General features: G+C 73.2%; 12 protein-coding genes. 4 read left to right on the forward strand and 8 right to left on the reverse strand.

Annotated features, from left to right (window positions below; all coding sequences use genetic code 11):
- Positions 1–126 precede the first annotated feature (126 nt).
- The 4 genes from AOK09_RS25730 to AOK09_RS25745 all read right to left on the reverse strand — a co-directional run bounded on the left by AOK09_RS25730 (position 127) and on the right by AOK09_RS25745 (position 4,946).
- Complete coding sequence (locus AOK09_RS25730; protein WP_055589629.1) at positions 127–1,122, reverse strand: pyridoxal-phosphate dependent enzyme; 996 nt, start codon at positions 1,120–1,122, stop codon at positions 127–129.
- Positions 1,123–1,195: 73 nt separating this feature from the next.
- Positions 1,196–1,846, reverse strand: coding sequence for an HD domain-containing protein (locus AOK09_RS25735; protein WP_055589630.1), 651 nt, complete (start codon positions 1,844–1,846; stop codon positions 1,196–1,198).
- Between the two features lie 188 nt (positions 1,847–2,034).
- A complete protein-coding gene (locus tag AOK09_RS25740; RefSeq protein ID WP_407675438.1) occupies positions 2,035–3,279 on the reverse strand; it encodes a PP2C family protein-serine/threonine phosphatase in 1,245 nt (414 codons plus the stop codon).
- Positions 3,276–4,946, reverse strand: a complete 1,671-nt coding sequence (locus AOK09_RS25745) for a sensor histidine kinase (RefSeq protein ID WP_407675439.1) — start codon at positions 4,944–4,946, stop codon at positions 3,276–3,278. The genes AOK09_RS25740 and AOK09_RS25745 overlap by 4 nt, the downstream gene beginning before the upstream one ends.
- Positions 4,947–5,094: 148 nt before the next feature.
- On the opposite strand from AOK09_RS25745, the gene AOK09_RS25750 reads away from it, so the two are divergent.
- Together AOK09_RS25750 and AOK09_RS25755 are read left to right on the forward strand one after the other, a co-directional pair.
- Positions 5,095–5,469 carry a hypothetical protein gene (locus AOK09_RS25750; protein ID WP_055589631.1) on the forward strand — a complete coding sequence of 125 codons (375 nt, stop codon included), beginning with the start codon at positions 5,095–5,097 and terminating at the stop codon, positions 5,467–5,469.
- Positions 5,469–5,903 carry a response regulator gene (locus AOK09_RS25755; RefSeq protein WP_055589632.1) on the forward strand — a complete coding sequence of 145 codons (435 nt, stop codon included), beginning with the start codon at positions 5,469–5,471 and terminating at the stop codon, positions 5,901–5,903. Before AOK09_RS25750 ends, AOK09_RS25755 begins: the two co-directional genes overlap by 1 nt.
- Positions 5,904–6,198: 295 nt before the next feature.
- Here the strand turns inward: AOK09_RS25755 and AOK09_RS25760 are convergent, their stop codons facing one another.
- The 3 genes from AOK09_RS25760 to AOK09_RS25770 form a co-directional block, all read right to left on the reverse strand.
- Positions 6,199–6,537 carry a hypothetical protein gene (locus AOK09_RS25760; protein ID WP_175609345.1) on the reverse strand — a complete coding sequence of 113 codons (339 nt, stop codon included), beginning with the start codon at positions 6,535–6,537 and terminating at the stop codon, positions 6,199–6,201.
- Between the two features lie 225 nt (positions 6,538–6,762).
- Entirely contained in the window at positions 6,763–8,034 is a 1,272-nt protein-coding gene (locus AOK09_RS25765) for a dihydroxy-acid dehydratase domain-containing protein (RefSeq protein WP_265736741.1), read from the reverse strand.
- On the reverse strand, positions 8,031–9,113 hold the full coding sequence (locus tag AOK09_RS25770; protein ID WP_055589634.1) for a GDSL-type esterase/lipase family protein: 1,083 nt from the start codon (positions 9,111–9,113) through the stop codon (positions 8,031–8,033). The genes AOK09_RS25765 and AOK09_RS25770 overlap by 4 nt, the downstream gene beginning before the upstream one ends.
- A gap of 78 nt (positions 9,114–9,191) precedes the next feature.
- Here AOK09_RS25770 and AOK09_RS25775 point away from each other — a divergent pair, with 78 nt between their 5' ends.
- Positions 9,192–9,539 (forward strand): ArsR/SmtB family transcription factor, encoded by a 348-nt coding sequence (locus AOK09_RS25775; protein ID WP_055589635.1) that lies wholly within the window; start codon positions 9,192–9,194, stop codon positions 9,537–9,539.
- A gap of 46 nt (positions 9,540–9,585) precedes the next feature.
- Here the strand turns inward: AOK09_RS25775 and AOK09_RS25780 are convergent, their stop codons facing one another.
- A complete protein-coding gene (locus AOK09_RS25780; protein ID WP_055589636.1) occupies positions 9,586–10,599 on the reverse strand; it encodes a LacI family DNA-binding transcriptional regulator in 1,014 nt (337 codons plus the stop codon).
- 619 nt (positions 10,600–11,218) lie between these two features.
- On the opposite strand from AOK09_RS25780, the gene AOK09_RS25785 reads away from it, so the two are divergent.
- The gene (locus AOK09_RS25785) at positions 11,219–11,614 is read left to right on the forward strand and encodes a winged helix-turn-helix transcriptional regulator (RefSeq protein WP_055589637.1); all 396 of its coding nucleotides are present in this window, start codon (positions 11,219–11,221) and stop codon (positions 11,612–11,614) included.
- The last annotated feature ends 20 nt before the right edge of the window (positions 11,615–11,634 follow it).

Raw genomic sequence — 11,634 nt, forward strand, 5'->3', positions numbered from 1 at the left:
GACCTGCTGGGCGCCGAGTTCCGCATCTCGGCCGCCGGCTGACCGCCCGCACCCGGCGGGGACGGGGATCCGCCCCCGCCGGGTGCCGCGGCCGCACCGTCCCGGGGAGCTTGAGTTGACGGATCGTCAGTCCCAGAGCTCGGCCTCCAGCCCCGCCTCGGCGCGTTCGACGGCCTCCGGATGGCCGAAGAACCCCGGCAGACCACCGCTGTGCAGCAGGACGGTCCGGCGGCCCGGGCGCAGCTCGCCGTCCACGACCGCGGCCATCAGACCGGCCAGGGCCCGGCCGGTGTAGACCGGGTCCAGGGCGATGCCCTCCGTGCAGCCGGCCAGTTCGAGGGCCTGCGCCGCGGGTTCGGTGAGCTCCCCGTAACCCGCGCCGATCTGGTCCCCGCGGACCCGCGGCTCCCCCGGCGGGGCCGCGGCGAGCGGCCGGGCCATCTCCCTGACCACCGGCACCGGATCCTCCAGGGCACCGCAGTCCACCCCGAGCACCCGGTCGCTGCCCAGCGCGGCCACCAGCCCCGCCATGGTGCCGCCCGAACCGACCGCCACCACCACCGTGTCCAGGTCGGGTGCCTGGAGCAGCAGTTCCCGCCCGCACGTCACATACCCCAGCGCCCCGGTGCTGCTGGAACCGCCGAAGGGGATCAGGGCGGGCCGGGCTCCCCCGGTGCGCAGTCGGGCGGCGACCTCCTCGGCCGTGAGCATCAGGCCGGCCAGGCCGACGTCGCCGGCCCAGACGATGCGGGCGCCGAACAGTCCGTCCAGGGCGAGGTTGCCCGAGTGCGACCGGCCGGGCTCCCCGGGGAAGACCAGCACCGCGGAGAGCCCGGCCCGGGCGGCGGCAGCGGCGGTGAGCCGGGCGTGGTTGCTCTGCGGGGCGCCGGTGGTCACCAGGGTGTCGGCGCCGTCGGCCAGGGCCCGGCCCAGCGTCCACTCCAGCTTCCGCACCTTGTTGCCGCCGCCGCCCAGCCCGCTGAGGTCGTCGCGCTTGACCCACAGGTCGTCCGGTGCGAGGCCGACCGCCGCGGACAGCCGGGGCGCCGCCTCCAGCGGGGTGGGCCAACTGCCCAGCAGGAAGCGGGGCAGCGCATGGACGGGGTCGTTGATGAGGGTCATGATCCTCCCGTCGGGCGGGGCGCCCCCGTACGGGCTCCGCCGGTCACCGGTGCGCCGCGGGCCGCCGCCGGGCTCACTCGGCCCACGGGGATTCCAGGACGGTGCGGACGAAGTCCCCCCGCTCGAAGCCGGGCACGAAGTGCTCCAGCACGTCCGCCTTGACGTTGCCGAAGGTGGTCTCCGGTCTCGGTGCGACGCCGTCGGTGAAGGCCTGCAGGATCCGCCGCTTGAAGTCGGGCCTGGGGTGCAGCGCGACGACCTCGGCCCGGTCCGCCTCGGAGACGTCCCCGTAGCCGATGCCGAGCACGTCGTACTCCACACCGGCGGTCACCAGCGCCACCTCGGGCTCCATGTACTCGGGGATGCCCGGTGTGGTGTGCAGGGCGACGGCCGTCCACACCCGCCGGACGCTGTCGTCCGGCACCCCGTGGCTGTGGAGGAAGCGGCGGGCCTCGTCGGCGCTGTCCACCTCGAAGCGCCGGCCACTGGTGCGGAAGCGTTCGCCCAGGCCCACGTCGTGGAAGATCGCGCCGAGGTACAGCAGCTCAGGGTCATGGCTGAGGCCGCCGTTGCGTGCCTGCAGACCGGCGAAGAAGTACACCCGCCGCGAGTGGTGGTAGATCAGTTCGCTGACGCTCTCACGCACCAGCTCGGTCGCCTCCCGGACCAGCGCGGTGTCGGGGACCCGGATCCCGGCCGGGGCTGACAGGTCGGTCGTGCTCATGTGCTCACCTCGGTCTGCCGCACGGGCACCGGCCGGGTTCCCGGCCGCCTCTCCAATGTCTGCCGACCGCTCCCCGTCCGCCACGGCTGGGGCGCCGTCTGCCGCAGGGACGCCGGGACGGCTCGGGGGGGCGCCAGGGGCCGCGCGGGTGGGTACGGGATGCCCGCACCCGGTGTGCGCAGCCGCCCTCAGCCACGCCCTCCGGCAGCCGCGACGGTGGACGACGCGCACCAGTCGAGGCGGAGGATGGCCAGGTCGTCGGCGTGCCGTCCGGCGTTGAGGCCGCGGACGGTGGAGACGAGATGGTCCAGCTGGCCCTCCACATCGATGTTCGCGGCCTTCTCGATGATGGCCAGCAGACCGTCGATGCCCAGCCGGTCGTCGCCCCGGCCGGTGTGCCCCTCGATCAGCCCGTCGGTGTAGAGGGTGAGCGCCCCGGTGGCCGGCAGGGTGAGGGTCGTGGGGAACCAGTGCCGCAGCCCGGGGGCGATGCCGAGGGCGACCCCGTGCTCCGCCGTCAGCACCCGGGTGGTGCCCGCGGTGGTCAGCAGGGGCTCGTGATGGCCGGCGAGGTGCACCTCCGCCGTGGTCCGGGCGGGGTCGAGGGTGAGCAGTGCGCAGGTGGCGAAGGTGTCGTCGCGGGTCCGTTCGGCGACGAGCATCTGCTCCAGCAGGTCGAGCAGCGCCACCCCGCGATGGCCCGCGAGGGTCAGCGCACGCCAGGTGATGCGCAGGCTCACTCCGAGGGCGGCCTCGTCCGGTCCGTGGCCGCTGACGTCGCCTATCACCGCGTGGACGAACCCGTCGTCGGTCTCCACGGCGTCCAGGAAGTCCCCGCCGAGCAGGGTGCGTTCGCGGCCCGGGAGGTAGCGGGTGGTGGCGGTGAGCGAACTGCCGGAGAGCAGCGGCTTGGGCAGCAGCCCCCGTTCGAGGCGGGCGTTCTCCTCCGCCCGCAGCCGGTTGGCCTGCAGTTCGGCGTTGGCCCGCTCGGTGTGCTTGCGGTGCACGGCGTAGCGCAGCGCCCTCTGCAGCAGCGCCGGTTCCACACTGCCCTTGACCAGGTAGTCCTGGGCTCCGGCCGCCACCGCCTCGACCCCCGCCTGGGACTCCGCGAGGCCGGTCAGGACGATGACGGCCGCATGGGGTGCGGCCCGCTGGATCTCGGTGACCCCGCGGGTGCCGGTGGTGTCGGGGAGGTGCAGGTCGAGCAGTACGCAGTCGGGTTCGGCCGAGGCCAGCTCGGACCGGGCCTCGGCGAGGGTCTGGCGCCAGACCAGGGTGTGCTGCAGGCCGGTGTCGGCGAGCAGTTCCTCCACCAGCAGGGCGTCCCCGGCGTCGTCCTCGACGAGCAGCACGCGGTAGTGCCCGACCGCGCCGGGGCCCGCGGGGTCCGGCAGGGGGTCGTCGGCCTCCCGGAAGACGGGACGGGTCACGACTCGTCCTCGCCGGGGGTGGCACCGCCGTTCTCCTCCGCCTGGGGCGCGGCTTCCGGGTGGGCGGACTGCGGATCGTCCTCCAGGGCGGGGAGGGTGAAGACGAAGCGTGTGCCGGACGTGTGGGCGGTGTCGAGGTGGATCGTGCCGCCGTGGAACTCAACGATCTTCCGGCACATCGCCAGCCCGATGCCGCTGCCCGGATAGGCGTCCTTGGTGTGCAGGCGCTGGAAGATGACGAACACCTTCTCCGCGTACTCCGGGTCGATGCCGATGCCGTTGTCGGTGACCGCGAAGCGCCACAGCTCCCCGTCGCGGACGGCCTCCACCCGGATGCGCGGCGGCCGGTCGGGGGCGCGGAACTTCACCGCGTTGGAGAGCAGGTTCTGCCAGAGCATGCCGAGCTGGGTCGCATCGCCCGCGACGATGGGCAGCGGGTCGTGGGCGACCTCGGCACCGGACTCCTCGACGGCCACGCTCAGCGCGTCGAGGGTGGCCGAGAGGGTCCGCTCCAGGTCGACGACGGCGTGCTGGTTGTGCACCCGGCCGACCCGGGAGAAGGCCAGCAGGTCGTTGATCAGGATCTGCATCCGGTTGGCGCCGTCTACGGCGAAGCCGATGTACTGGTTGGCGCGCTCGTCGAGCTGGTCGGCGTAGCGGCGCTGGAGGAGCTGGCAGAAGCTGGCGACCTTGCGCAGCGGCTCCTGCAGGTCATGGGAGGCCACATAGGCGAACTGCTCCAGCTCGACGTTGGACCTGCGCAGGTCGGCGGCCTGCTCGTCGAGGGCGCGGCGGGCGTGCTCGGTGAAGTCCAGCTCGTCCGCGAGCCGCTGCCGCATCGCCTCCACGTCCATGGCGAGGCTGCGGAGGTCGGCGGGTCCGCTGGCGGAGACGACATGCCCGAAGCTCCCGTTGGCGACCCGGCGGGCGTCGGCCGACAGCTGCTCCAGGGGTGTGGTGACACCGCGCCGCAGGCCCTCGAAGATCAGGGCCGCCAGCAGCACGATCAGGGCGGCGATCGCGGCGAAGACGGCGTCGCGCAGGGCGAGGGCGTGGTCCAGGTCGCCGCGCGCGTCGGCCCGGAACTCCTCGAGGTGCTGCTGCTGGACGGTGGTGGCCTTGCGTATCGCGTCGAAGGCGGACTTGCCCTGGTCGGCGCGCTCGGTGGCCACCGCGACGGCCGCGTCGCCGGAGGGCGCGGCGGCCACCGGCCGGGCGAACCCCTCCTGCCACGTCTCCGCCCTGGAGAGCACCAGGTCCAGGTCGGCGCGCGCCCTGCGGTCGTGGGCGACCAGCGGCCGCAGGGCGTCCACGGCGGTCTGCTGGTCGGCGAGCCCCTTGACGTAGGGCTGGATGAAGTCGCGCTGCCCTGTCAGCCCGTACCCGCGGATGCCGGTCTCCTGGTCGATCAGGGCCGACTCCAGCTGCACGGAGGTGATCAGCGCCGGCGTTCCCACGTCCACCAGCCGGTCGGTCGCCGATCCGGTCCGTGCCAGCGCCCAGACGCCGAGGCCGCCGAGCAGCGCCAGCAGGGCCAGGGAGGCGCCCACGCCCGTACGCAGCAGCCTGCGCGTCGTCCAGCCGGACGGTCGGCTGCTGCCGCCGCCCGGCCCCGCGCCCCGCACGCCGTCGACGGCTTCCGGCTGCTCCGGCAGCGTATCGATCACCGAGTCCCACCCTCCGTGTCCCGTCCTCCCGGGGTCCGGAGGGCAGGGCAAAGCCTGGCCGCCCCCGTTCCGGGACGGCAGGGGACACAGTACAGGCGGGCGACAACACCTGTTGTCGTGTCTCCCGGTGATCGCCTAGGGTTGAACCATGCCCGGCACACACTTCTCGTCCGATGAGCCCGAGGACCAGATCGCCGCAGTCGCGGAGCAGTCGGTGGACGATCTCGCCCGCCGCCTGGCCAGCCGGACATTCCATCCCCTGGCGGCCCCCGGGGACGGGGACGAGCACACCACGGAGCGCGCCAGCAGCCTGGCTTATCTGCACACCCTGGTGTACCTGCAGAAGGCGGTCGAACGGCTCTCCGACCTGGCGGCCGAGGAGGCCGTCAGAGCCGGTGCCGGGTACCCGCAGCTGGGAAGGGCCTGCCACATCACCCGACAGGCGGCCCGGCGCCGCTGGCCCGGTCTGGTGACCGCTGCACACCCCGCCCGATCCGCCACGCATACCGACCGGAGCCGATGATGATGGCCGCGCCTTCACGCCCGTACGACGTCCTGCTGGTGGAGGACGATCCGGCCGACGCCATGCTCATCGAGGACGCCCTGCTGGAACGGGGAGGGGCCCGCCGCCTCACCCATGTCGCGGACGGCGTCGCGGCGCTGGAGCACCTGCGCGACCCGGAGAACGCCCGGCCCGACCTGATCGTGCTCGACCTCAACATGCCGCGGATGAACGGCCGGGAGTTCCTCTCGGTCCTGAAGCACGACGAGAGCCTGCGGGCCATCCCGGTGGTGGTCCTCACCACCTCCGCGGCGCCCGACGACGTCGCCGGCGCCTACCAGCGCCACGCCAACGCCTATGTCACCAAGCCGGTGAACCTGGACGACTTCATCCGCGCCGTGCAGAGCATCGACACCTTCTACCTGGACACGGCCACCAAGCTGCCCCGCGAGTGAGCCCGCGGCGGACCGCCCTGCCGCCGCATCCGGGCCCGGGGCGGTCCTACGGTGGCGCGTGGTCCGGCCGTGCCCGCCGGCACGCCGGCTGCACAGCGCAGCGACGGGACCCTGACGCTCGGAGATGAGCGGGAGGGTCCCGTCGCTCTACCGGTTGCCCGGTTACGTTCCGCCCGCCGGAGCGAGCGGTGGGGGGAGACGGACGGGAAGTTCCGGGCCGGGGTCACCGGCACCGGTACGCCGCGCTCCCTTTCATAGGACGCGTCCGACGGCGGTGTGCCGCGGACGCACTGGGTCACCAGCGCCCGTAGCCGCCGTACCCGCCGTAGCCTCCGTACCCGCCATAGCCGCCGTAGCCGCCGTAGCCGCCGCGGTCTCCGTACCAGCCGTGGCCGCCGTACCAGCCGTGGCCGCCATGGCCGTGGCCGCCATGGCCGTAGCCTCCGTACCCGCCGTAGCCGCCGTAGCCGCCGCGGTCACCCCAGCCGGGGCCCCAGTTCTGGTGGGAGGTGGTGGTCACGGTGTGGGTGGGCGCGGCCGAGGCTGCTCCGGCGGTGGCGAGAGCGGCGCCGCCGATCAGCATGAGGCCGCTGGCGCTCACTGCGACGGCTCGCACAAAACGATTGGTGGACATCACTCCACCCCTTCTTCAGTTCGGGATCGATGCTGAAGCGACCCCTGTCGGCCGTCCCGGGAGTCGGACGGACCACCCGGCCTGGGCCCGGAAGGGCCGCTTCGGGGTCGTTTCGGCGCGCCGTGACTCTTCCTCCCCAGAAACTCCCATCCCAAATCCACCTAAATCCAACTTTAAACGATTTAACGTATTTTGATAGCTTCATGACAGCGGCCGGACGGGCACTCAGGAGGGGTCGGGCTCCGGATTCCGTCCCGGCTGCGCAAGGAAGTCGAAATCGCAGCCCTCGTCGGCCTGGGTGATGTGCGCGGCGTACAGCGACCCGTAGCCGCGCTCGAAGCGGGGAGGGGGCGGCCGCCGGCCGGCGCGACGCCGTTCCAGCTCGGCGTCGTCGACCTCCATCCGCAGCACCCGGCCGGGCACGTCCAGGGTGACCGGGTCCCCGGTGCGCCCACCCACATGGGACTCAGGGGCCACATGAAGCACACAGGTGCCGTAGCTGGTGCCGCTCATCCGGGCGTCCGAGATCCGGACCAGGACGCCGCCCTCCGCCGACACCGGGTCCTCCGGAGTGCGGATCACCTGGGGGTGGTGGATGTCCGCGCCGCGGTAGTGGGAGGCGAAGGGCTCTCCCGTGACCGTGGGCCGGTCGGGGTGCAGCACCTCCGGGACCCGCGCCAGCTGGGCGAGCAGCGCGGGCAGACCGCCCGCGTAGGAGAAATCCTCCCTCAGGAAGGCACCCACCGGCCGTACGTCCGCGAGGACAGGCACCCCGCGGCCGATGGCGTCGAAGTCCTCCAGCGAGAACTTCACGCCCCCCGCCCGGCCAGCGCGATCAGGTGGATCAGTGCGTTGGTGGAGCCGTCCGAGGGCCAGGACCGTCGCGGCGGCGTCCGCGAACGCCTCCCGCGTCATCACCTCGGCGGGGGTGAGCTGCTCCCGCACCAGCGCCACCGCGCGGGCGCCCGAGGCCGCGGCCGTCCGGTGGTGGGCGCTGTCGACCGCCGGGATGGACGAGGAACCGGGCAGCGCCATGCCGAGCGCCTCGGCCGCGGCGGTCATGGTGGAGGCGGTGCCCATGGTCATGCAGTGGCCCGGGGAACGGGCCAGCCCGCATTCCAGCCGCGCCATCTCGCACTCGCCGATACGTCCGGCCCGGAACTCGTCCCAGTACGCCCACAGGTCGGTCCCGATGCCCAGGGTGCGGCCGCGGTGGTGCCCGCGCAGCATCGGACCGGACGGCACCACCAGGGCCGGCAGCCCCGCGCCGGCCGCGCCCGCGGCAACCCCCTGCTGGTGAAGTCCCTGGACGAACTGCGCGACGGACGATCCGGGCTCGGCGAACGGGCGGCGACGGCGATACGGCGGCCGCCCCGCCCGGGCGCGGGCATCCGGCGGTGGACCGGCGCGGTACGTCCACCGCCGAGCAAGCCGGGCCGGTCCACCGCCGCGCCCGGCGGCCGGCCGTTGCCGGGCCCGCCCCGGCGCGGGGTTCACCGGAACAGGGCCAGGTCCACCGCCTCGGCGAGGGCCCGGGCACCGGCGTCATTGGGGTGGACTCCATCGCCGGAGTCGAAGGCGGGGGCCAGCCGGGCCGGGTCGTCCGGGGCGGCCAGAGCGGCGGCGAAGTCGGCGACCGGCCAGTCCCGCCGGCTGGTGATGCCCCGGTTGACGGCCCGCCTCACCTCTTCCTTGCCGTCGCCCCGGAACATCTCGAGGCGGCTTCCCCCGATCGGCGTGAGCGTGCCCAGTACCGGCTGGAGCCCGTGCTGCCGGGCCCGATGGGCCAGCGTGAAAAGGGCATCGAGGATGTCGTCCGCACCCGCCCCCATGCCCAGGTCGTTGAGCCCGCCCGCGATCAGGACATGGGTGGCCTCCGGGACACCCAGCACATCGCGGTCGAACCTGTCCGCCATGGTGGGCCCGAACAGGGGGCCGAGCAGCCGGTTGCCGCCGATGCCCGCGTTCAGGACCACTCCCCTGATCCCGGCGGCGAGCAACCGGCGCTGAAGGTGGTCGGGATAGCGCTGGTCGCGGTCGTCCGAGGTGCCGTCCCCACGGGTGACGGAATCGCCCAGGGTGATCAGGACCGGTTCGGCGGCGGGCTCGTCGGTGAGGACCCGGGTGATCCAGTACAGCGAGGTGAAGGTCTCCGCGCTGCTGGAACCCTGCTCCCCCAGCCGGTTGCCGGGCTCGGCGGCGCCGGTGCGCTGGGCCGAGTGCAGATATGCGCCGGGCTGCGCGTGCCCGGACACAAAGCAGCTCACCTCCAGTTCACCTCCGGCCGTGGTGGCCAGCGGGACGGGATCGCTGGTCGCGGTCTCGCCCGGCGGGATCTCCCAGCGGTCCACGCCCCGGCGGGGGACGCGGACACCGCCGTCCAGCGCGACCCCGTCGAACACCAGCGGAGCCCGGCCGAACTCATTGCTGAGCACCAGCCGTACGGCGCCGCCGCCACGCCTCAGCCGTACGGTCTGACGTACCGTCCGCCCGGAGAAGGAACAGGGCTGCGGCATGAAGGGCGGCACCACGTCCGGATCCCCCAGTGCGGCGAGATGGGCGGTGGACCAGGCCATGATGTCTCCTCAGATCGACGACCATCAATCTCTACGAAGATAGTCGATCTGATCGATGACTGTCGATATGATGGGGCCATGAGCGCGACAGCAGACGACCGGCATCCGGCCACCGGCGACCTCCGGCTGACCAAGGTGCTCGCGGCCCTTGCCGACCCCGCCCGCCTGGCCATGGTCCGGACCCTCGCCACCGTCGGCGAGTCCCCCTGCGTCGAGCTGCGCCAGGCCGCGGGACTGACCATCAGCCAGCCGACCTTCTCCCACCACCAGCGCGTACTGCGGGAGGCCGGGGTGATCCGGGAGCGCGTCCAGGGCCCGCAGCGCATCCTCACGGTCCGGCGCGAGGACCTCGACGCCTGCTTCCCGGGGCTGCTGGCAGCCGTCATCCACACGGCTGAGGAGTTTCTGAGCAGCCGCCGGACCTGAGCGCAACGGTTCGCTGTCGACGCCTCCGATGAAGCCGCAGGTCGCGTCAGCGCACGGGGGCCGGACCGCTGCTGGCCCGCACGATCAGCTCGGGCCGGAAGGTCGCGTCCTCGCCGCCGTCCTCACCGCGGATCAGGGCGTGCATACGCGCCCACGCCTGGACGCCGATCTCCTGCCACGGCACCGACACCGTGGTGAGGGACGGGGAGATGTAACGTGCCAGGGGGATGTCGTCGAACCCGGTCACCGAGAGGTCCTCCGGGACCCGCCTCCCCCGCTCGGCCAGACCGGTGAGCAGCCCGACCGCCACCAGGTCGTTGAAGGCCAGTACCGCGGTCGCCCCGCTGGCCAGTACGGCCTCGGTCGCCGCATGACCGCAGGCGGACGAGGAGCCCCCCGCCACCGGGTGCACGACGACCCCCGGGGCACCCGCGGCGAAGTCGTCGAGCCCGCGCAGCCGCTCGATGCTGGAGATGCTCATCGGCGGGCCCGCGACATAGGCCAGCCGACGGTGCCCCAGGGCGTACAGATGGCGGGCGAGCACCGTGATGCCGGCGCGGTAGTCCACCGACAGGGACGGCACCGCCGGGGTCGGGGCGGGCCGGTTGACCAGCACCAGCGGATGCAGCCGAGGCGCCAGGCGCTCCAGGACGTCGGCGGGCATCCGCGCAGCGCACAGCACCACGGAGTCGCACCGCCGGCGCGTCTCCATCGCCAGCAGTTCCTCCTCCTGTGGCGACTCCCCCGAGTCGGCGATCAGCACCCGGTAACCGTCCTTGGACGCGGCCTTGGTCAGCCGGTGCAGAAGGTCCTGGAACGCCGGATTCCCCAGGTCGGGGACGACGAAGGCGACCGTCTTGGTCTGGCCGAGCACCAGGCTGCGCGCGACCTGACTCGGCGTGTACTGCAGCGCCGCGGCCGCCCTGCGCACCCGGTCGGCGACCGTGTGCGCACCGCCGAAGCGGCCGTTCATCACCCGGGAGACTGTCGCCGCCGACACCCCGGCCTCGGCCGCCACATCCGTGATGGTCGGTCTGCCGGAGCGGCGGTTCCGCGTCACAGTGCTCCTTCGGTGTGCTCCGCGCTGCGCGGCGGTGACGGTGCGGTTGGAGGATACGGGCACCCGGCGCCGGGCCGGACGGCAGCTCTCGCCACAGCGCGGCGGAACGGGGGTTGACCTGGCTGTGAGCGGTGCCGTACCCGGCGGCGAGCAACCGCTTTCCCGTATCGGAAGCCTCCGTCTCGCAGCATGGCGGAGGAGTCGGCCCACGTGTGCAGCACCGGGGGGTTCCGTACGCTCGCCCGGTCCGGACGGTCGGGACCGGGTGCCAGGTCGGAGCGGAAGGACGCTCGCGTCGCGTAGGTGTTCCTGATCCCGTGGCTGCCCGGCATCGCTTGCATCACCTTCGGGCCGGTACCCGCCTCGCCGTACCTGTCCTTCACACATGACAACCTACTCCAGCCTCGGACTTCGCAGGATTCGCCGACCGGACCGGGATGTTCCGCGACAGCAAGTCCCGGACGTCGCTCAAGCGGTGCGTCGGTGGCAGCCCAGGCCCGGGCGGGCTCGGCTCGGCGGGATGCGCGGGCACGCCAGGCCGGGAGAACCGCGTACCGGGCCTCCGGCGCCGCGGTTATAGTCGGTGACCGCAGGCAGCTGACCATCCCGGGGGACCCGCATGGCCGACGAGACGATCTGGACGGCGGCCGCAGCGACCGGTGACCCCGAGCAGGCCTGTCCGGTCAGCCCCGTGGTCGACCTGGTCTTCAGCCGGTGGACCACGCCGATCCTGTGGACCCTCCACACACACGGGCGGCAGCGGTTCGTGGAGCTGCACCGGCGGATCGCCGTGATCACCCCCAAGGTGCTGACCCAGCGGCTCCGCCAGCTCGAACGCGACGGGCTGATCGTGCGCACCCACTACCGGGAGGTCCCCCCTCGGGTGGAGTACGAGATGAGCGACCTCGGCCGCAGCCTCGCCCCGCTCTTCGCCCACCTCGCCGAGTGGGGCGCCGCCAATCTGGGCAGGGTGGAACAGGCCCGGCACGACCACGACGCCGCCCCCGCCCGCTGACCGCACGGCTGCGCCCCGGG

Origin of the sequence: Peterkaempfera griseoplana (assembly GCF_001418575.1) — a bacterium.
GTDB classification, from domain to species: domain Bacteria; phylum Actinomycetota; class Actinomycetes; order Streptomycetales; family Streptomycetaceae; genus Peterkaempfera; species Peterkaempfera griseoplana.

What these genes read in the sequence shown, in the direction of transcription:
- AOK09_RS25770 (WP_055589634.1), bottom strand. Translation starts at nt 9,113, where the DNA reads ATGGCCTGGTCCACCGCCCATCTCGCCGCACTGGGGGATCCGGACGTG.
- AOK09_RS25775 (WP_055589635.1), top strand. Translation starts at nt 9,192, where the DNA reads ATGAGCGCGACAGCAGACGACCGGCATCCGGCCACCGGCGACCTCCGG.
- AOK09_RS25755 (WP_055589632.1), top strand. Translation starts at nt 5,469, where the DNA reads ATGATGGCCGCGCCTTCACGCCCGTACGACGTCCTGCTGGTGGAGGAC.
- AOK09_RS25735 (WP_055589630.1), bottom strand. Translation starts at nt 1,846, where the DNA reads ATGAGCACGACCGACCTGTCAGCCCCGGCCGGGATCCGGGTCCCCGAC.
- AOK09_RS25760 (WP_175609345.1), bottom strand. Translation starts at nt 6,537, where the DNA reads ATGTCCACCAATCGTTTTGTGCGAGCCGTCGCAGTGAGCGCCAGCGGC.
- AOK09_RS25750 (WP_055589631.1), top strand. Translation starts at nt 5,095, where the DNA reads ATGCCCGGCACACACTTCTCGTCCGATGAGCCCGAGGACCAGATCGCC.
- AOK09_RS25785 (WP_055589637.1), top strand. Translation starts at nt 11,219, where the DNA reads ATGGCCGACGAGACGATCTGGACGGCGGCCGCAGCGACCGGTGACCCC.
- AOK09_RS25730 (WP_055589629.1), bottom strand. Translation starts at nt 1,122, where the DNA reads ATGACCCTCATCAACGACCCCGTCCATGCGCTGCCCCGCTTCCTGCTG.